Genomic DNA, 18,315 nt, shown 5'->3' with positions numbered 1-18,315 from the left:
GCCGAAAGCGCAGTACGTGCCGCGGCCGCAGGGCTTGGGCGGTTGGGTATCACCCGGCCAGCCTAATCCCCGGAAGAGGGTAGAACTTATTGAGTGTCGACAGTGATTCCGGACGTTTCCGGCCAACCGGGGCAGACGCCCGCGCGGGCGAAGGGGTCGTCGCCGGGATTCGGCGCCGCCGACGGACCGGGTGACCAGCGCCGGCGCCGTGACCTCCGCAAGATGAAAGTGGTCTCGACCGGCTTCCTCGTGGTGGCTGCGATCGTCTACCTCTGCATGCGCTACCTCGAGCATCGCGACGGTGCCAACGTGGCGGCGTGGGTGGGGTACGTGCGCGCGGCGTCGGAAGCGGGCATGGTCGGCGGACTCGCCGACTGGTTCGCTGTGACCGCCTTGTTCAAGCATCCGCTGGGCATCCCGGTGCCGCACACGGCTCTGATCCGGAAGAAGAAGGACGAGATCGGAGATCAGCTCGGCGAGTTCATCGAAGAGAACTTCATGACGCCGGCCGTGGTCGTCGAACGTGCAGAACAACTCGACATGCCCCGTCGGGTGTCGACGTGGCTGGCCGACCCCGCGAACGCTCCGCGCATCTCCGATGAGGCGGCACGCGCGATCAAGTTGGCCTCGGAGATGCTCGGCGACGAAGACATCGAGCAGTTCATCCAGGCCGTGTTGAAGTGGGCGGCCGAACCCGAGTGGGCGCCGCCGATCGGCCGCATCCTCGAGCAGCTCGTCGACGAGGACCGGCTCGACCCGGTCTTCCAATTGCTGTGTGACCGTGCCTACGACTGGGCGGTCGGCAGCCAGGACCTCATCGAGCGAGTCGTCGATCAGGATGTGGGGCCGTCGTGGAAGCCGAAATTCGTGACCAACCTCGTCGGCGACAAGATCTATCGCGAACTCGTCGACTTCACCTACAAGGTCAAGACCGACCCCGAGCACGAGATGCGGCGGTCGATGCACCAGTTCGTCGAGCAGTTCTCCCACGACCTCCAGCACGATCCCGCGATGATCGAGCGCTTCGAGGGCATCAAGCACGACCTCGTCGGGAGTGCCGAGGTCGCTGACGCGGCGTCGACCGCATGGAACACCGGCAAGGCCGTCATCGAGCAGATGCTCGAAGATCCCAACAGCACGCTGCGCAACACCCTGACCGACGCCGTCATCCGACTCGGAACGCGTATCCGCGACGACCGTCCGCTGCAGGAGAAGATGAACGGCTGGGTCGCGCGGGTGGCCAACCACGTCGCGACGAACTACTCCCGCGAGATCATCTCCGTGATCACCGAAACCGTGCGCAGCTGGGATGCCGACGACACCAGCCGGAAGATCGAACTGCAGGTGGGGCGCGATCTGCAGTTCATCAGGATCAACGGAACCGTGGTCGGTTCGTTGGCCGGACTCGCGATCTACACGGTGTCGGTGCTGATCTTCGGCTGACGTCACTGCTTGCACGAGCTAGCACGCACCCCGATACTGGCATGGGGCAGCGAGTATCGGGAGTGAGAAGCAGTGCAGAGCAAACCAATCCCGTCGGACGACGACGCGAACACCGGGTCCGACGACGCGCGCGAGATCGTCGAGGCGACGGTTGACGAGGCGACAGGCGACGAGGGGTCGAGCAACCCGGTGGAGACGGTCGCCAATGCCGCGCAGGACGTGGTGGCCACGGCCGCGCAGGACATCGGCTCCTTCATCCGCTCGCAGCGTGTGGCTGCCGAGGTCTCGCTTCGTCAGCTCGCCGACCGCGCCGGCGTGTCGAACCCGTACCTGAGCCAGATCGAGCGAGGGCTGCGTAAACCGTCGGCCGACGTTTTGGCCCAGATCGCAAAGGGGCTGCGGGTGTCCGCCGAGGTGCTCTACGTGCGAGCGGGCATCCTCGAGGAGCGCCCGGCGAGTCCCGTGCGTGACGCGCTGCTGATCGACACGTCGATCAGCGAACGGCAGAAGCAGATGCTGCTGGAGATCTACGAGTCGTTCCAGCGCGAGAACCGCGAGAACGACGCCGACCCGACCGCGGGCAACCACGACTAGAGTGTGATTCGTGAACTTTGTGAGCTTCATGGCTGCGGGCCAAAACCTGATCCTGTGGGTGCTGACCATCGTCGCCGGTGTTGCGGCGATCGTGTCGCTGATCCACGCGTCGATCCAACGCTCCGACGCCTTCCGGGCCGTCGATAAGCAGACGAAGGTCATCTGGGTCGCGATCCTCGCCGCGTCGACGGTGTTCATCTGGTTCTTCCAGGCGCCCTCGCTGTTCTATCTGATCGGCGTCGTCGCGGTTCTGGTGTACATCGTCGACGTGCGGCCCCGCGTCGACTCGATTCAGGGGAAGTCCTGGTTCCGTAAGGTCGGGCGCTAGTTTTGTGGGTCGGGTGCTGCTGAAACCCGGCGAGTCGATCCGCCGCAGGGAGTGGCGGGATCCCCGATGGGTGGCGAATACACTCTGATTCATGGCTGAGTATCGGATCAACGAGCTCGCGGACGCGTCGGGAGTCAGTGTTCGCAACATCCGCGTCTATCAGGACCGCGGATTGCTCCCGCCTCCGACGATCCGCGGCCGCACCGGCTGGTACTCCGAAGAGCATCTGGTCCGTCTCAACCTGATCTCCCGCATGCTCGAGCGTGGCTACACCTTCGCGACGATCAGCGAACTGCTGCACGCCGCCCACTACGGGATGAAGGTCGAGCACGTGCTGCGCGGCGAACCCAAGGGCGGCCGCTTCCGGAACTTCAAACGCGCCGCGACGATCACGATCACCGAACTGCGCAAGACGCTCAATGCCTCGGACAAATCGATCGCGCTCGGCCAGAAACTCGGCCTGCTCGTCAAGGACGGCGCCCACTACGCGATCAAGAACCCCGAGGTTCTCGAGGGTGCCGAGGTGCTGGTCAAGAGCGGTGTCGACATCGACGTCCTGCTCGATCGGTTCGTTAGAGTGCAGGACGACCTCGAAGACGCGGCGCGCAGTTTCGTCTCGATCATCACCGACAAGTACTTCGACGAGAAGCTGCCAGAACTCGGTGAGGCCAATGTCAGCAAGATGGCCGAACTCATCCAGACGGTCCGACCGATGGCTCACGACATCGTCGAGACCACATTTCGCAAAGCCCTCGACGACGAGATCTCGAAGGCCATCGGCGAGGCGTCGACCTACTTCGACGCCGCATCAGGCGGACCAGACGCAACCGCGGGCGGGGACGCGGTTGCGGACGGGGAGGCAGCCGCGGGTGGGGAGGCGGTCGCCGAGGAGTCGACCTATGAGGCATCGCCGTCGAATCTGACAACGGGTAGTGTTACATCAGAAGATGTCATTCGCGAGTAGAGAGCACCACACGGGGTGGAGTGGAGACGTATGAAGACTCGGAACTGGGCGCTCGGCGCCGCGGCGCTCGGGCTCGGTTCGGTGGCGGTCGGTGCGGGCACCAACCTCGCGGGGATCGCGCGCGGGGTGATGTCGTCGGCTCCGGCCGTCGACGATGGACCCGATGACCTGCTGGCCGACCCGACGGCACCTCGCGTGCAGCGCAGCGTGGCGAGCATCGACGGGACCAAGCTGAACGTCGAGTTGTACGGTCCCGATCCTGCAGCCGCCGACACCGGTGACGTGATCGTCGCGGTACACGGGTGGACCTGCAACACCCACTACTGGAATCCGCAGATCAACCACTTCGCGGGTGAGCGTACCGTCGTCGCCTACGACCAGCGCGGGCACGGGCTCAGCGAGCTCGGACGACGCAGGCCGACTGTCGACACCCTCGGCCACGACCTCGACGCCGTGCTCGGCGCCGTTGTCCCGCCCGGTCGCAAGGCGATTCTCATCGGCCACAGCATGGGTGGCATGACCATCATGTCGTGGGCCAAGCAGCACCCCGAGAAGGTGTCGACGACGGTGTCGGCGGTGGTGCTCGCGTCCACGGCGGCGCGCGGCGTTGTGCAGAACCACATGCTCATCCCCGAGGGGTTGCCGCGTTACAGCAGGCCGTTCGTGCCCGCGGTCAGTCGAATCGTCACCAGTGCGTCGACACCATTGCCGCACGGCCAGTTCACTTCTCGCATATCCCAATACGTGGCGCTCGGCTCAGAGGCACGCGCGTCGCATGTGGAGTTCGTCGACACGATGATCATGGCGTGTTCGCCTCGTGCGCGCGGTCGGTGGGGTGCGGCGATGGGCCGCCTCGACGTCGCGGCCGGACTCGATGCGCTGAGCGTTCCGACGACCGTGATCGTGGGCACCGACGATCGGCTCGCCCCTCGCCGACACGCCGACGAGATGGCAGACATCCTGCGCCGCAACGGTTCTCTGCGTGACGAAATCATCTTCGACGGCGTCGGGCACATGTCGACGATCGAGGCCGCGCAGCGCGTCAACGAGCTGCTCGACGACGTCGTCGGCGAGGTGTCGCGCACCCAGGTGCAGGCCGCTCAGTTCTGAGGCGCGCTGACCAACGGGAGGCTCAGGGCGACCGCCGCCGCGCTCAATCTCCGGCCACGAACTCGCCAGTCTCGTGGTGGCGCGGCCGGGTGCACACGGCGTACACGATCCAGTCGGCCGCGATAGTCGGTCAGAGTGAGCAGTTCACCAGCACCGGCTCGGGGTGCAGCGTGACGCCGAACGCCTCGTACACGCCGGTGCGTACGTCGCGTGCGAGGTCGAGGAGTTCGTCGGCGGTCGCCCCGCCCCGATTGGTCACTGCCAGTGTGTGTTTGGTCGACAGTCGTGCGGGTGAGGCAGGGCCGGGATAGCCCTTGGCGTATCCCGCCCGTTCGATGAGCCAGCCCGCCGAGAGTTTGACGCCGTCGGCGACGGGGAACGCGGGCATGGAGATGTCGGCGCCGACGCGGTCGCGGATGCGTTCCATGACTGCGGGTGCGTCGCCGGACCCGATGATCGGATTGGTGAAAAACGAACCGGCACTCCAGGTGTCGTGGTCGTCGGCGTCGAGCACCATGCCCTTGCTGCGGCGCAGCCCCAGTACCGTCTCGCGGACGCGAGAGGCGTCGACACGTGAATCGCGTGCGACGTCGAGTCGGTCGGCGAGGTCGCGGTATCGCAGAGGCTGACTGAGGCGATCGTCGTTGAGCCAGAACGAGACTGCGACGACGACGAAATCGTCGCGGTACTTCAGGTTGCTCGTCCGATAGCCCAGTCCGAGTTCGCCGGGGGACACCCAGCGCAGCGTTCGTGCTCGCCTGTCGAGTACCTGCACGCTGCGCAAGATGTCAGCGACCTCGACCCCGTATGCGCCGACGTTCTGCACCGGCGTGGCGCCTGCGGCGCCCGGGATTCCCGAAAGGCATTCCAGCCCACCGAATCCCGCATCGATCGTTGCTGCGACGAGCGAGTCCCACGCCACCCCGGCGTCGGCGGTCACGTGCGCGCGACCCGATTCGCGGCCGGTGCCGAAGTTGATGTGTCCGCTCTCGATCACGACGGCGGTGCCATCGAACCCATCGTCGGAGATCAACAGATTCGATCCTCCGCCGATGACGAGGACCCGTTCCGACTCGGCGTCGAGTGCGGTGATCTCCTCGACGACGCTGCGGGTGTCCGGGCAGTGCACGATCGCGTGTGCCGGTCCGCCGACCCGCAGAGTGGTCAGATCGGCGAGCGGCGCGGATTGCAGGGCGGAGGGGTTGTCGATCACGGTGTAACGGTAACCGAGCGCGCGCTGTCGGGACCGATGGTGCGCGCTCGCTCGGGTAATGTCCTCACCCATGGCGAGCACGCTGAATCACACCGTGACCTACACGTTCTCCACCGCGCGGTACTGGGAGATCATCACCAACGAGCAGTATTGGCGTGATCTGCTCCAGATCATCAACTCGAGTCACGGCGTGCTCGAGTCGTTCTCCCTCGACGGCGACACCGTGGCCGTCGAGATGAAGCAGGGCATCCCCGAGGACAAACTGCCGTCGATGATCACCAAGGTTCGCCCCGGCGACCTGGAGATCCCGCGTCGCAACGTGTTCACGCGTAACGGTGAGACCATCAGCGGGACCATGACCGCGTCGGTCACCGGCGCGCCCGCGACGGTCGAGGCCACGGTGTCGGTGACGGGCGATCCAGCGTCGATGCAGTACAGCGGCAGCGCGAATGTCTCGATCCCGTTCGTCGGCGGCAAGATCGAGAAGGCCGTCATCGACGAACTGATCAAGCTGCTCGACGCCGAGCACGACGAGACCGTCACCTGGGAGCAGTCCAACCACTGAGCTGGTGGCGAGAGGACGCGCTACGGCGCGGGTAGGCGCCGGTGCCGGTTTTTGATGGCCGTACCCTGCTCGGTTAGCCTGAAACGCATGGCACGACGGCTCAGTTACTCAGCGCGCTACTCGCATCCCGTGGAGAAGCTCTACGAAGCGCAGAGCACAAAGCAGTACTGGGACGACATGATGGCGGGGTTCCAGATGATCTCGCCGCACTGCGAGGTCGAGGATTTCCGATCCGACGAGACCGGCATGAGTGTTGTCCTCAAGCAGACCATCGGACGCGATCAGCTCCCGGCACTGGCGCAGACCGTGCTGATGAAGGACATGGTCATCACCCGCGAGGAGTCGTTCGGTCCGTTCGACCCCGACAACACCAAGGGCGATTACAACGCGTCGATTCCCGCGGGTCCCGGCAGCCTCAACGGCTGGCAGGAGCTGTTTCCCACGGAGACGGGCTGCACGATCCGCAAGACGACCGAGGTCAAGGTGTACATCCCGTTCGTCAACGGCAAGCTCGAGCAGTTGATGCTGGTCAACCTCGTCGACCTGTTCCGCGCCGAGGCCGAGTACGCCGCCGACTGGATCACGAAGAACCTCTAGCGCCTTGCCTGAGCGCGGAGCCGGCTCCGACAAGCGCGGCTCCGGCAAACCGACCGGGCGGATCACTCGCGGCACGACGAACATCAACCGGCTCCGCCGCGTCGATCGTTGGATGGCCTCCGATGCGTCGGTGCTCACCGCGCTCGGCGAGGTGAACGCACCGCTCGTCGTCGACCTCGGTTACGGCGCGCGACCCGACACCACGGTCGAGATGGCGCAGCGGTTGCGAGCGGTGGCGCCCGATCTGGAGATGGTCGGACTCGAGATCGATCCCGAGCGCGTCGTCGAACCTCGTGACGGTGTGCGATTCGGTCTCGGTGGGTTCGAACTCGCGGGATTGCGACCGCAGCTCATCCGTGCGTTCAACGTGCTCCGGCAGTATGACGAGGACGAGGTCTGGCCCGCCTGGCGTCGATTGATGGACCGGCTCGGACCGAACGGCGTGATCGTCGAGGGCACCTGCGATGAACTCGGTCGACGCTGCACGTGGGTGTTGCTCGACGCTGACGGACCCCGCAGCCTCACCCTGAGCTGGGCTCCCGCTTACACGAGCCGACCGTCGGAGGTCGCCGAGCGGTTACCCAAGGTGCTCATCCACCGCAATGTGCCCGGCGAGCCCGTGCACGACCTGCTCGTGGCTGCTGATCGGTGCTGGGACGTCGCGGCTCCGCACGCCGCCTTCGGCCCGCGCGCTCGGTGGCGCGAAACCCTGCGACTGTTGTCCGAGGCGGGTGTTCCGGTCGAGCCCACCCGCAGGCGCAGCGTAGACAATGTATTGACGGTTCCGTGGTCCGTCGTTACGCCGACGGAGTAGCCGAGACCGTCTCGACGGTCGGGGTCGGGCAACTACGCTTGCCACATGCGCATCGCAATGGCACAGATCAACTCCAGCGATGATCCGAGCGCCAATCTCGTCATCGTTGCCGACGCCGCGGCACAGGCTGCAGGCGACGGAGCCGACCTCGTCGTGTTCCCGGAGGCGACCATGTGCCGCTTCGGGGTTCCGCTGGGCTCGATCGCCGAACCGCTCGACGGACCGTGGGCCACGCGGGTCTCGCAGATCGCCGTCGACCGGCAGATCGTGATCATCGCGGGCATGTTCACCCCCGCCGACGACGGTCGGGTGTGCAACACCCTGCTGATCGCGCATCCCGATGGTCGCCGGGAGTCGTACGACAAGATCCACCTCTACGACGCATTCGGGTTTCTCGAGTCCAAGACCGTTGCCGCAGGCGACAAACCGGTGATCGTCGACGTCGCGGGCACCGCGGTCGGCGTCGCCACCTGCTACGACATCCGATTTCCCGATCTGTTCACGACCCTTGCCGATCGCGGGGCGCAGATCATTGCCGTGCCTGCGTCATGGGGTGCGGGGCCGGGAAAGGTTGCGCACTGGAAAGTGCTCGCGACGGCGAGGGCACTCGATTCATCGTGCTACGTGGTTGCGGTCGGGCAGGCAGAACCCGAGGATCCGGACCTTGCGCGGGGCAGTACACCAACCGGTGTAGGCCACAGCCAAATCACAGATCCCTTGGGTACGGTGGTCGCCTCGTACGGGTCCGGAGAATGTGTCCGGGCTCACGACATCGACCTAGCGGCGGTGGAGACGGCACGGACGCGCATCGCCGTCCTCGCCAACCGGAAATCCATCTGACCGATCTCGGCCCAAGCACTCACCACCGAGCTTGTGCGCCACGGATCGACGACCACGGACCGAAGGTGCTCTGACCATGACCGACAACGAGAAAGAACCCCAGGCGCGGCCAGGCGACGCCGACGCGTCGTCAACCCCCGACAGCGAATGGGCGCCGGTGGCTGACTCGACTTCGTCGTCGACGCACGCTGGGGCCTCATCGACTGATCACGCGCCAAGCGATCACGCTCCTGCCGATCACGCCCCGACCGAGCAGTTCGCGGCGGCGCCGACCGAGCCCGGGCCGCGGGCGTACTCGGCGACCGACGGTGGTACCCGGTCATTCGAGCAGGGTACGGCGACGACTGTCATCGATCCGGCCGATCCCGCGGGCGAGCCGGTCCTCACCTCACCTGTGCGTCGGCGTCGCACCGCCAAGATCATCGGCATCACTGCGGCTGCGCTGGTCCTGGTACTCGTCATCGGCGCGGTGGCGTCGGAGCTGATCCTGCGTAAGCGGGTGACGGACTGTCTCGAGCAGCAGTTCAGCAGCCTCACCGGGGTGCCTACGACCGTCTCGCTCAGTAAGAAGCCCATGCTGCTGCAGGCCACGGGAAGTGAGATCCCCTGGGTGCAGGTCGACACCGCGAACGATTCTGGCGCGACCCGGTTGCACATCCGTGCCGACCGGATCGACGCCGAGAGTGACAAGACCACCGTCGGCTCGCTCGACGGCAGCGGCTACGTCCCGTTCTCTCGCGTCGTCGAACTCGGTAAGCAGGAGACGGGCGGCAGCGGCACGGGCACAGGCGGTACCGGTACCGGCGGGAGTGGCACCGGAACCGATCAGAGTGGTGCCGGTGGGGTCGTCTCCGGCGCGAACATCGAGTCCATCACGGGTAACGAGGCAGACGGTACCGTCGACGTCAGTACGTCGTTCAACCTGGGATTCATCCCGATCCCGGTGAGCGCGACGATCAAACCCACGACCGAGAACGGTCACATCAAGTTCGAGGTCGTCAAGGCCAACGCCTTCGTCTTCGGCATCCCCTCCGACTATGCCCAGCAGATCGTCGACGGCGTGTCCAAGACGATGTTCGGCCCGTTCTTCGATCAGGTGAACGTCAAGAACCTCAAGGTGACCAACGACGGCGTCGACTTTGCCGTCGACGGCGACAACCTCACGCTGACCAACTCCGCCACGGGTGCCAACGACAACACGAATGGCTGCAACGTCCTCTGACCTCGCCCGACCGATCTGGGACCAATCCCTGGCCGCAGGGGCAGTTCCGCAACGTCGTCGCAGGCCGGACTCGTGCGGCATCGGTACCCTCGAAGGGGGATGTCCGATTTTTCGCCGCGACACCCACCCGCCCCCGTGTTGGAGGAGAACATGACCGCGCTGCTCTTGATCATCATCGTCGTCGTCCTCGTGGTTGGGGTGGTGGTGGTGTCGCAGCAGCGTTCGGGCGCGAGCAAGGCCCGCAGCCTCGACGACGCCAAGGCCGACGCCCGACAGGTCATCGAACGTCTCGGCGGCCAGGTGTACATGCTGGTCGGCGACTCACCTGCGTCGAAGCAGGCACTCGCCGATGCCGGGGAGCGCTACACGGCGGCGGGCTCGCAGATCGATCAGGCCAACTCACCCGCACAGGCCCGCCTCGCGAAGCAGACCGCGATCGAAGGCCTCTACTACATCCGCGCCGCACGCACCGCGATGAACATGGACCCCGGCCCGGCAATCCCTGAGCTCGACGGTCAGCGCAGCGCGGGCGCCGTCACCGAGGACCGCACCGTCGAGTTCGACGGACGCCAGGTCGAGGCGTCGCCCGCTCCGTCGTCGCGGACCCCGAACTACTATCCGGGCGGCCGGGTTGCCGGACGCCCCGTGCCCGCCGGGTGGTACTCCGAACCGTGGTGGAAGCCCGCACTGGTCGCAGGTGCATGGGGCGTCGGCTCCATGCTGCTCTTCTCGACGTTGTTCTCGGGCATGCACGGAGTGCCTTACGACGCAGCCGCATTCGAGAACGGCGCGGGCGACGGCTCCGACATGGCAGGCATCGACGGTGGCGGAGATTCCGGCGACTGGGGCGGCGGAGACTCGGGCGACGGCGGCGGCGACTGGGGAGGCGGCGATTCCGGAGGCGACTGGGGCGGTGGAGGAGATTTCGGTGGCGGCGACTTCGGCGGCTTCGACTTCTGACCGTCGACCGGGCGCTCTATCCCGCCGACTGTGCGCGAAACTAGTTGAACACCACGGTCTTTCGTCCGTGAACCAGCACGCGATCCTCGAGATGCCAGCGGAGTCCGCGTGACAGCACGAGCGTTTCGATGTCGCGGCCCTGACGCACCATGTCGTTCACCGAGTCGCCGTGATCGATACGGGTGACGTCCTGCTCGATGATCGGCCCGGCGTCGAGGTCGGCGGTGACGTAGTGGCACGTCGCGCCGATGAGTTTCACGCCGCGGGCGAAGGCCTGATGGTAGGGGCGCGCTCCGACGAAGCTCGGCAGGAAGCTGTGGTGGATGTTGATGGCCTTGCCGGCCCACCGATCGCACAGCTGCGGCGGCACGATCTGCATGAAACGGGCCAGGACGACGGCATCGGGGTCGAGGTCGTCGACGATCGATGCCACCTTCTCGAAGGCACCCTGCTTGTCGCCCGCGGGAAAGGGCACGTGGTGGAACGGCACGCCGAACCGCGTCGTGAGTCCCTCGAGGTCACGATGATTGCCGACGACGGCCTCGACGCGGGCGGGTAGTTCGCCGCGGTCGGCGCGACCGAGCAGATCGGTGAGGCAGTGCCCCTCCTTGCTGACGAGCAGCACCACCGACTTCTGCACCCCGCTGTCGGTGAGTCGCCAGACGGTGTCCGGTCCGAAATCGGCGATGGCCGCGGCGAACCGCTCGCGAAGATCGTCGACGTCTGCCGAGACCGAGTCGGCGCGGACGGCCTGGCGTGTGAAGAACCAGCCGGTGTCGGGGTCGGAGTGATAGGCGGCCTCGGTGATCCAACCGCCGACGTCGGCGAGGAACGTCGAGATCCGCGCGACGATACCGGTCCGGTCCGGACATCCGAGGGTCAGCACATACCGTCGGCTCGAGGCGTCTGTGCTGGAGGTGTCTGTGAGGGTCACACCACTCAGTGTGCCAAGCTCGCCTATGTGACCAACACCGACCTGACGCGCTCCGACGTCGCCGCGATCGTCGACCACACACTCCTCAAACCAGAAGCCACGCGCGCCGACGCCGAAGCGGCGATCGCCGAGGCCGCCGACCTCGGCGTCTACGCCGTCTGCCTCTCACCGTCGATGTTGCCGATCGCGACGGGCGCTCAGAAGTCGTGCGTCGTGGCGGGCTTTCCGTCGGGGAAGCACCACTCGCTGGTCAAAGCTGCGGAGGCGCGGCTGGCCGTCGACTCCGGTGCTGACGAGGTCGATATGGTCATCGACGTCGGAGCAGCGCTCGCGGGCAACTTCGAAGAGGTATTCGTCGACGTGCTGACCGTGCACGAGGCGATCGGCGACGCCGCGGTGCTCAAGGTGATCGTCGAATCTGCCGTACTCCTCGACGTTGCGGGTCACGCGACTCTCGCCGAAGTGTGTCGTCGCGCAGTGGCGGCAGGCGCAGGATTCGTCAAGACGTCGACGGGTTTCCATCCGGCGGGCGGCGCGTCGATCGAGGCCGTGCGCATCATGCGTGACACCGTCGGCCAGACTGTCGGGGTGAAGGCCAGCGGTGGCATCCGCACCGCCGACTTCGCGGCAGAACTCATCGAGGCCGGGGCGAGCAGGCTCGGACTGTCCGGCAGCCGCGTGGTGCTCGACGGCTTCCCCGAGTAGCGTTCTGGAGCCCGCGGCGCTGTCGTGAGTGAATGTGTGCCGTATCGAAGGATGCGGGCGCTGCAGCACACACATCCTTCGGTTCGACACACATTCTCCGGTCAGTCGAGGGCGCGCTGCCTCCAATCTTCGACGACGCCCACACGATCGACGACTACGCGGCTGCGCTGCGTACCGCCCTGCGCGCATCGGTCATGGCGAGGTCGGCGTTGATCATCGCGCCGGCCTGCGTGCCCGCTGCAGCCGCTGCGCCGACCATGGCCATCGGATCTGCGCAGTTCCCCGCGGCCCACACGCCCGCGAGTGGGGTCCGACCGCCCATCTCGGTCGGAATGAACACACCCGCCGGAGTCGTGGTCGGTTCGCCGCCCAACGACTCGTACAGTGCGGTTCTCGCGACGAAACGCGGTGCGACGACCAGCGCGTCGAGTTCCACTTCGCTGCCGTCGGCCAAGACCGCGGCGCGTAGATGTCCCGACGCATCCGTGTCCAGCCGGGCCACCGGACCTGCGGCGCGTTCGACGCCGAGTGCGTCGAACAGCGCGCGGTCGTCGTCGGACAGCTGCGGCATGCCGTGATCGATCACCGTGATGTGCGGACTCAGCTGCCTGAACAGCAGTGTCTGATGCGGCGTGGCCGGTCCCGTACCGAGGATTCCGATGCGCTTTCCACGCACCTCGTACCCGTGGCAGAAGGGACAGTGCAACACGTCTGTGCCCCAGAGTGATTCGATACCCGCGATGTCGGGTAGTTTGTCGACGAGTCCGGATGCCAGCAGCAACCGGCGGGCGCGCAGTGTCGTTCCGTCGACCAGAGCTGCGTCGAAGGTGGTGTCTCCGTAGGACGCCGCGGTGTCGAATTCTGTGCGCGTGACCGACTGTACCTCTCCCGAGATGATCTGTGCGCCATAGGATTGCGCTTCTTCGCGACCGATGGCGACGAGCTGCGACGGCGAGACTCCTTCGCGGCCGAGGAGGTTGTGTGCTCCCGCGGCGGGCGCGTTGCGGGGCTTGCCCGCGTCGACGACCGCGACCGAGCGTAAGGACCTGGCCAACGCGACGGCGGCAGCCAAACCTGCTGCGCCACCGCCGATCACGAGCGCGTCATACGTGACAGTCGATGTCTGTGGCATGAAAGTGTCTCCGTTCTCAGAGAGTTGTGTCGGTTGTGCTGTGCGGCTTGGTGATCCACATCCTGCGGCCGCCGCGTACGTTCAGGTCGGTGCGCCGGGCGAGCGACGACGGCGACTCGGCGTCCACCAGTGCATCGATGGCGGCGAGGTCGTCGACGGTCAGATCGTCGGCGAGGCCCGCTCGTATCCGCGACAGCCACGACGCGCCGTACCGGAGGACCGTCGGAGTGATCTCGGAGATCTCCACAGAGAGGTCGACGCCCTCGACGACGTCGAGATCCGCCCGTGAAAACGCCTGTGTCCAATCCGCGAACGGGTTCATCTCGTGGCTGCTCATCGCCGCGACGATGCGTTCTTCGAGCGGATCGTCGTTCGGCAGAAACAGTGGGGGAGAGGTCATCTCGATGATGGCGAGTACTCCGCCCGGCCGCAGATGCGCAGCCGCGGTGCGGAGGAAGGCGTCGGGATCGGCGATGTGATGCAACGACGACGACGCCCAGAGGACGTCGGCGTCGGGGAGCGCAGCCGGCCAGCCGTTGTCGAGGTCGGCGATCGCGGTACGCACGGTCGGGTGGCCCGCCGCGTCGATGTGGGCGGTCATCTCGGGAGAGGCGTCGACGCCGATGATCTCTGCGGTCGGAAATGCGCGTGCGAGGGCGCGAACCCCGACGCCCGTGCCTGCGCCGATATCGACGATCACCGACGGCTCACGCCCGAGTGCCGCGCGGATTCGGTCGGTTGCCGTGTCGAGGTATGTGCCCATGACGGCGGCGTCGAGTTCGAGCATCTCGACCATGTCCTCGCCCTGGTGCTCGTGTTGATGTCCATGCTCGTGCTGGTGTCCGTGGCCGTGCCGGTGCGGGTGTGAATCGTGTCCCATGGGTTCGAGGTTAGCCAGCCTGTGCGTTTGAGGCATATCATCTTGCGTATGGAGCAAGAACTCGACGAGGTGGTCCGACAGCGCATCCGCGGCCTCCGACTCGCGAAAGGCTGGACGCTCGACTCGCTGGCGTCGCGCTGCGAGATGAGTCCGTCCACGTTGAGCAGGATCGAGACCGGGGGTCGACGCGTCGCCCTTGACCAGATCGTGGCCATCGCGCGCGCACTCGGCACGTCCGTTGACCAACTCGTCGAGCCTGCGTCGGACGAGGACGTGGTGATCCGGCCGCAGCCGCACGACAGTGAAGGCGTGACCGTGTGGCCGCTGTCCGGTTCGGACACGCCGGGCGGGGTGTCGGTCGCCAAGATGAGGATCGTCCCGGGAGCGCCCGTCGACCCCAAGAACCTCGGGGTGCATCCCGGGCGCGAGTGGTTCACCGTGCTCTCGGGGACCGTAGAGCTGTGGCTCGGCGACCGTGTGATCTTGGTTCCCGCAGGTCAGGCGGCCGAATTCGCAACGATGATCCCGCACGCGATCCGAGCACGCGACGGTGCCGTCGAGATCTTGTCGATCTTCGACCACGACGGTGAGCGTGCCCACCTCGGGCCTGTGCGTCAGGCGTGGTCGACGAAAAAGGGTGCCGGAGGGAAGTGAGTCGAAGGTTCCTCACAGGTCTTCGACGGCGCTCCCTCATATGCGATCGCTATTGTGTATTCGATGTCCGAGAATGTAATGCCCAGTCGCCGCACGGTGCTCGCCACCGGTGGTTTGGCGACCCTTGCGGCAGTTGTGCTCGCGGCGTGCGGCAAGTCGAACGACACCCAAGCGGCGAGCGGTCCCAAGAAGCCGACGGCCCGCGTCGAGTACACGCCGTCGCTGACCGACGATGCTGCGCCGAACCCGACCGCAAAGGTCGAGGTCAAGGCCATTGACGGGGTGCTCAACCCCGACGTCAAGCTCCTCAACCCGTCCGGCAAGGCCATCCAGGGCACCATGTCCGACGACCGCACGACCTTCACCGTCACCGAGCCGCTCGGATACGGCACCACCTACACGTGGCAGGGCAGTGCGACCGGATACGACCGGATGAGCACTCCGGTTGAGGGCAAGTTCACCACTCTGGACCCGAAGACGCAGCTCAACGTCGTCGTCAACATCGCAGACGGTCAGGAAGTGGGCATTGCCGCGCCGCTCATCCTGAAGTTCGACGGCACCGTCGACAACAAAGAAGCTGTCGAGAAAGCACTCACACTGACGACCGAGCCGCCCACCGAGGGCGCATGGGCCTGGCTCGGCGAGGACAACGGCTCGCGCGTGCACTGGCGTTCCAAGGAGTACATGGCTCCCGGCACCAAGATCCACATGTCGGCCAAGCTGTACGGCCTCGACCACGGCGACGGTGCCTACGGCGCGGCCGACGTCACCAGCGACTACGTGGTCGGACGGTCGCAGATCGTCAAGGCCGACGCGGGGAGTCACCAGATCGTCGTCGTGCGCGACGGCGCGACCCTCATGACGCTGCCGTGTAGCTACGGGCAGGGCGACGTCGACCGCAACGTCACGCGCTCGGGCATCCACGTGGTCAGCGAGAAGCACGAAGACTTCTACATGAGCAATCCGGCCGCGGGGTACTTCAACGTCCACGAGCGCTGGGCCGTCCGCATCTCCAACAACGGTGAGTTCATTCACGCCAACCCGGAAACCGTTGGCGTGCAAGGAGCGTCGAACGTCACCAACGGGTGTATCAACCTCTCGCTCGAGAACGCGCAGCAGTATTTCAACACCGCGATCTTCGGCGATCCGGTCGAGGTGACCGGCACACGGATCGACCTGTCGGAAGCCGACGGCGACATCTTCGACTGGACCTACGACTGGCCGACGTGGAAGTCGATGTCGGCCATCAAGGGTGAGCCACGCACGGCGTCGGCTCCCGCGACACCCAAGGGCGCCCCCACGTCCGTAGGCGCGCCCAACTAAGGCCCAATCAAAGGGTCCCCGCCCTACCCGGTGCGAACGTTGCGCCGCGCCGATGCCTGATCGCGCGGCCGGATGACGATCTGGTCGAGGTCGACGTGCGGCGGTCGGGAGGCGACGAATCCGACGACCTCGGCGATGTCGTCGGCGGTCAGTGGGGTCACTCCCGAGTAGACGGCGTCGGCGCGCTCCTTGTCGCCGCCGAAACGCACCAGCGAGAAGTCGGTTTCGACCATCCCCGGGCAGATCTCGGTGAATCGGATCGGCTTGCCCAGCAACTCGAAACGCAGCGTGCGGTGCAGCACGCCCTCGGCGTGCTTCGCCGAGGTGTAGCCGGCGCCGTTGTCGTAGACCTCGAGCGCTGCTGTAGAGGTGATCGTGACGATCAGACCGTCGCCCGACGCCTCCAGTGCGGGCAGCAGGGCTTTGGTGACCCGCAGCGTGCCGAGAACGTTGGTCTCCCACATCCAGCGCCAGTCGTCGAGGTTCGCCGACCCGACCGGGTCGAGTCCCTTGGCGCCTCCCGCGTTGTTGACGAGGAGGTCGACGCGGTCGAGGCCGTCGACGAATCGGGCGACCGACTCGTCGTCTGTGATGTCGAGTTGCCTTCCGGTGCCGCCGATTTCGGCCGCGAGCTCGGTGATGCGATCGACGCGCCGCGCACCGACCACCACGTGGTAGCCCTGCGCTGCGAGGGTGCGCGCGATGGCTTCGCCGATACCTGAGCTCGCTCCGGTCACCACGGCGACCTTCGCGTTCTCGATGTGCGCTGCGGTGGTGTCGGCGTCGGGCGAGGTCTGGCCGGTCGGAGCGTCGGAGGGTGTGGTCATGGGCTTCACTTTATCGAGTCCGAGTACCTCCACCGATGTCGCTGCGTGGGCTGCCACGTCCGACCACGACCGCGCTGCTACATTCAGCGCATGTTGCGTGGAGTCGTCCCGGCGACACTGCAGATCGGCTCGACGCCTGCTGCAGCCGTGCTGCACGCGATCCGGGTCGGCGCGCCCATCACCCGTGACCGGCTTGCCGACGTCACGGGGCTGTCCCCGGCAACCATCAACCGCCAGGTCACGGCACTCGCGGGGCAGGGTTTGGTCACCGAGAGGCCAGACCTCGTCAGCCCGGGCAGCATCGGACGTCCCAAGAATCCGCTGACCCTCGACCGCGACACGCTGTGCGCGGCCGGCATGCACATCGGCGCACGCCGCACCCTTTTAACCATCGTGGATCTGGGTGGGCGACCTCTCTACAGCCATGCGGTGCTGACCCCGCGCGGCGACGCCGACGCCGCGCTCGCCGAACTCTGCGGGCAACTCCGCGAACTCGCCGACCGATTCTCGGGGCGACGCCTGCTCTGGGGTGGCGCGGCGGTCGGCGGTTCGGTCGACGCGGCGTCGGGCACGGTCGACCATCCGATCCTCGGGTGGCATCGCGCGCAACTCGGACCAGCGCTGGCAGACGCACTGGGTGTGCCGGTCTCGGTCTGCGAACACGTCGAGGCCATGGCCGCGGCCGAACTGTTGCTCGGCCAGACGATCATCGACGCCGCGTCGGGCCTGTTCTTCTATGCGCGCGAAACCACCGGCATGGCCATGACGCTCAACGGTCGTGTCCACATCCCGGCACGCGGCGCGGGCAGCATCGCGCATGTGCGGGTCGACGCCCCGGTGCTGTGTCCCGGGAGTGGCGCGACACTGTCCGACGTCATCGGCAGCGAGCCGACGTTGCGTGCGGCCAAGCGACTGGGGATCTCACCGGACGCATCGCCGATCGTCGACGAACGCGCACGCATCCTCGGTGAGGTTGTCGCGACGTTCCGTGATGCGCTCAACCCGGATTCGGTCGTCGTCGCAGGAGACGCCTTCGCCGCGCATCCACACGGCCTCGCGCCGGTGCAGGCGGCTTTCGACGCCGCGTCGCAAACCGACTGGCCGATGGAACTCACGCCGTCCCTGTTCGGGGTCACGGTGCCCGAGGGTGCGGCAATCGTGGTGGCGCTCAGCGTGATCTACGCAGATCCGGTCGCCTCGCTCGCGTAGG

General features: G+C 66.4%; 20 protein-coding genes. 15 read left to right on the top strand and 5 right to left on the bottom strand.

Annotation, left to right across the window (positions count from 1 at the left end; genetic code table 11):
• Positions 1–102: 102 nt before the first annotated feature.
• The 5 genes from B3T59_RS11205 (at position 103) to B3T59_RS11185 (ending at position 4,439) form a co-directional block, all read left to right on the top strand.
• On the top strand, positions 103–1,443 hold the full coding sequence (locus B3T59_RS11205) for a DUF445 domain-containing protein (protein ID WP_251723860.1): 1,341 nt from the start codon (positions 103–105) through the stop codon (positions 1,441–1,443).
• Positions 1,444–1,515: 72 nt separating this feature from the next.
• The gene (locus B3T59_RS11200; protein WP_372495585.1) at positions 1,516–2,037 is read left to right on the top strand and encodes a helix-turn-helix domain-containing protein; all 522 of its coding nucleotides are present in this window, start codon (positions 1,516–1,518) and stop codon (positions 2,035–2,037) included.
• A gap of 10 nt (positions 2,038–2,047) precedes the next feature.
• Complete coding sequence (locus B3T59_RS11195; protein WP_005209405.1) at positions 2,048–2,365, top strand: DUF2516 family protein; 318 nt, start codon at positions 2,048–2,050, stop codon at positions 2,363–2,365.
• 91 nt (positions 2,366–2,456) lie between these two features.
• Positions 2,457–3,329 (top strand): MerR family transcriptional regulator, encoded by an 873-nt coding sequence (locus tag B3T59_RS11190; RefSeq protein WP_064863283.1) that lies wholly within the window; start codon positions 2,457–2,459, stop codon positions 3,327–3,329.
• A 30-nt stretch (positions 3,330–3,359) separates the two neighbouring features.
• On the top strand, positions 3,360–4,439 hold the full coding sequence (locus B3T59_RS11185) for an alpha/beta fold hydrolase (RefSeq protein ID WP_287003369.1): 1,080 nt from the start codon (positions 3,360–3,362) through the stop codon (positions 4,437–4,439).
• Positions 4,440–4,569: 130 nt separating this feature from the next.
• Here B3T59_RS11185 and B3T59_RS11180 read toward each other — a convergent pair whose 3' ends face one another.
• Positions 4,570–5,652, bottom strand: a complete 1,083-nt coding sequence (locus tag B3T59_RS11180; protein WP_197501274.1) for a UDP-N-acetylmuramate dehydrogenase — start codon at positions 5,650–5,652, stop codon at positions 4,570–4,572.
• 70 nt (positions 5,653–5,722) lie between these two features.
• On the opposite strand from B3T59_RS11180, the gene B3T59_RS11175 reads away from it, so the two are divergent.
• The 6 genes from B3T59_RS11175 to B3T59_RS11150 all read left to right on the top strand — a co-directional run bounded on the left by B3T59_RS11175 (position 5,723) and on the right by B3T59_RS11150 (position 10,650).
• Entirely contained in the window at positions 5,723–6,217 is a 495-nt protein-coding gene (locus tag B3T59_RS11175) for a DUF2505 domain-containing protein (protein WP_064863281.1), read from the top strand.
• An 87-nt stretch (positions 6,218–6,304) separates the two neighbouring features.
• On the top strand, positions 6,305–6,814 hold the full coding sequence (locus B3T59_RS11170; protein WP_005209386.1) for a DUF2505 domain-containing protein: 510 nt from the start codon (positions 6,305–6,307) through the stop codon (positions 6,812–6,814).
• Between the two features lie 112 nt (positions 6,815–6,926).
• On the top strand, positions 6,927–7,628 hold the full coding sequence (locus B3T59_RS11165; protein WP_231894521.1) for a class I SAM-dependent methyltransferase: 702 nt from the start codon (positions 6,927–6,929) through the stop codon (positions 7,626–7,628).
• Between the two features lie 45 nt (positions 7,629–7,673).
• Complete coding sequence (locus B3T59_RS11160) at positions 7,674–8,468, top strand: carbon-nitrogen hydrolase family protein (protein ID WP_287003365.1); 795 nt, start codon at positions 7,674–7,676, stop codon at positions 8,466–8,468.
• 76 nt (positions 8,469–8,544) lie between these two features.
• Positions 8,545–9,690, top strand: a complete 1,146-nt coding sequence (locus B3T59_RS11155; RefSeq protein WP_287003363.1) for an LmeA family phospholipid-binding protein — start codon at positions 8,545–8,547, stop codon at positions 9,688–9,690.
• Positions 9,691–9,840: 150 nt separating this feature from the next.
• Complete coding sequence (locus B3T59_RS11150) at positions 9,841–10,650, top strand: DUF1542 domain-containing protein (RefSeq protein WP_287003361.1); 810 nt, start codon at positions 9,841–9,843, stop codon at positions 10,648–10,650.
• A 40-nt stretch (positions 10,651–10,690) separates the two neighbouring features.
• Here B3T59_RS11150 and purU read toward each other — a convergent pair whose 3' ends face one another.
• Positions 10,691–11,584, bottom strand: coding sequence for a formyltetrahydrofolate deformylase (gene purU, locus B3T59_RS11145; RefSeq protein WP_287003359.1), 894 nt, complete (start codon positions 11,582–11,584; stop codon positions 10,691–10,693).
• A gap of 27 nt (positions 11,585–11,611) precedes the next feature.
• Here purU and deoC point away from each other — a divergent pair, with 27 nt between their 5' ends.
• Entirely contained in the window at positions 11,612–12,289 is a 678-nt protein-coding gene (deoC, locus tag B3T59_RS11140; protein ID WP_251723866.1) for a deoxyribose-phosphate aldolase, read from the top strand.
• A 154-nt stretch (positions 12,290–12,443) separates the two neighbouring features.
• On the opposite strand, the gene B3T59_RS11135 is transcribed toward deoC, so the two are convergent.
• Together B3T59_RS11135 and B3T59_RS11130 are read right to left on the bottom strand one after the other, a co-directional pair.
• The gene (locus tag B3T59_RS11135) at positions 12,444–13,421 is read right to left on the bottom strand and encodes an NAD(P)/FAD-dependent oxidoreductase (RefSeq protein WP_287003356.1); all 978 of its coding nucleotides are present in this window, start codon (positions 13,419–13,421) and stop codon (positions 12,444–12,446) included.
• Positions 13,422–13,437: 16 nt separating this feature from the next.
• Complete coding sequence (locus tag B3T59_RS11130; RefSeq protein ID WP_287003354.1) at positions 13,438–14,301, bottom strand: class I SAM-dependent methyltransferase; 864 nt, start codon at positions 14,299–14,301, stop codon at positions 13,438–13,440.
• Positions 14,302–14,349: 48 nt separating this feature from the next.
• On the opposite strand from B3T59_RS11130, the gene B3T59_RS11125 reads away from it, so the two are divergent.
• Together B3T59_RS11125 and B3T59_RS11120 are read left to right on the top strand one after the other, a co-directional pair.
• Complete coding sequence (locus tag B3T59_RS11125; RefSeq protein ID WP_064903255.1) at positions 14,350–14,955, top strand: helix-turn-helix domain-containing protein; 606 nt, start codon at positions 14,350–14,352, stop codon at positions 14,953–14,955.
• Positions 14,956–15,033: 78 nt separating this feature from the next.
• Entirely contained in the window at positions 15,034–16,278 is a 1,245-nt protein-coding gene (locus B3T59_RS11120; RefSeq protein ID WP_287003422.1) for a L,D-transpeptidase, read from the top strand.
• Between the two features lie 23 nt (positions 16,279–16,301).
• Here B3T59_RS11120 and B3T59_RS11115 read toward each other — a convergent pair whose 3' ends face one another.
• A complete protein-coding gene (locus tag B3T59_RS11115; protein WP_251723869.1) occupies positions 16,302–17,105 on the bottom strand; it encodes an SDR family NAD(P)-dependent oxidoreductase in 804 nt (267 codons plus the stop codon).
• A gap of 90 nt (positions 17,106–17,195) precedes the next feature.
• On the opposite strand from B3T59_RS11115, the gene B3T59_RS11110 reads away from it, so the two are divergent.
• Positions 17,196–18,314, top strand: coding sequence for an ROK family transcriptional regulator (locus tag B3T59_RS11110; RefSeq protein ID WP_251723870.1), 1,119 nt, complete (start codon positions 17,196–17,198; stop codon positions 18,312–18,314).
• Position 18,315: the final 1 nt, after the last annotated feature.

This window comes from Gordonia sp. UBA7860, from assembly GCF_002500165.1.
GTDB classification, from domain to species: domain Bacteria; phylum Actinomycetota; class Actinomycetes; order Mycobacteriales; family Mycobacteriaceae; genus Gordonia; species Gordonia sputi.
This window is presented reverse-complemented; position numbering and strand designations above follow the sequence as displayed.

Bases quoted from the DNA above. Each gene is read 5' to 3' on its own strand.
- B3T59_RS11130 (WP_287003354.1), bottom strand. From the start codon at position 14,301: ATGGGACACGATTCACACCCGCACCGGCACGGCCACGGACACCAGCAC.
- B3T59_RS11125 (WP_064903255.1), top strand. From the start codon at position 14,350: ATGGAGCAAGAACTCGACGAGGTGGTCCGACAGCGCATCCGCGGCCTC.
- B3T59_RS11190 (WP_064863283.1), top strand. From the start codon at position 2,457: ATGGCTGAGTATCGGATCAACGAGCTCGCGGACGCGTCGGGAGTCAGT.
- B3T59_RS11155 (WP_287003363.1), top strand. From the start codon at position 8,545: ATGACCGACAACGAGAAAGAACCCCAGGCGCGGCCAGGCGACGCCGAC.
- B3T59_RS11120 (WP_287003422.1), top strand. From the start codon at position 15,034: ATGCCCAGTCGCCGCACGGTGCTCGCCACCGGTGGTTTGGCGACCCTT.
- B3T59_RS11115 (WP_251723869.1), bottom strand. From the start codon at position 17,105: ATGACCACACCCTCCGACGCTCCGACCGGCCAGACCTCGCCCGACGCC.
- B3T59_RS11165 (WP_231894521.1), top strand. From the start codon at position 6,927: ATGGCCTCCGATGCGTCGGTGCTCACCGCGCTCGGCGAGGTGAACGCA.
- B3T59_RS11150 (WP_287003361.1), top strand. From the start codon at position 9,841: ATGACCGCGCTGCTCTTGATCATCATCGTCGTCGTCCTCGTGGTTGGG.
- B3T59_RS11175 (WP_064863281.1), top strand. From the start codon at position 5,723: ATGGCGAGCACGCTGAATCACACCGTGACCTACACGTTCTCCACCGCG.
- B3T59_RS11135 (WP_287003356.1), bottom strand. From the start codon at position 13,421: ATGCCACAGACATCGACTGTCACGTATGACGCGCTCGTGATCGGCGGT.
- B3T59_RS11185 (WP_287003369.1), top strand. From the start codon at position 3,360: ATGAAGACTCGGAACTGGGCGCTCGGCGCCGCGGCGCTCGGGCTCGGT.
- B3T59_RS11170 (WP_005209386.1), top strand. From the start codon at position 6,305: ATGGCACGACGGCTCAGTTACTCAGCGCGCTACTCGCATCCCGTGGAG.
- B3T59_RS11110 (WP_251723870.1), top strand. From the start codon at position 17,196: ATGTTGCGTGGAGTCGTCCCGGCGACACTGCAGATCGGCTCGACGCCT.
- B3T59_RS11160 (WP_287003365.1), top strand. From the start codon at position 7,674: ATGCGCATCGCAATGGCACAGATCAACTCCAGCGATGATCCGAGCGCC.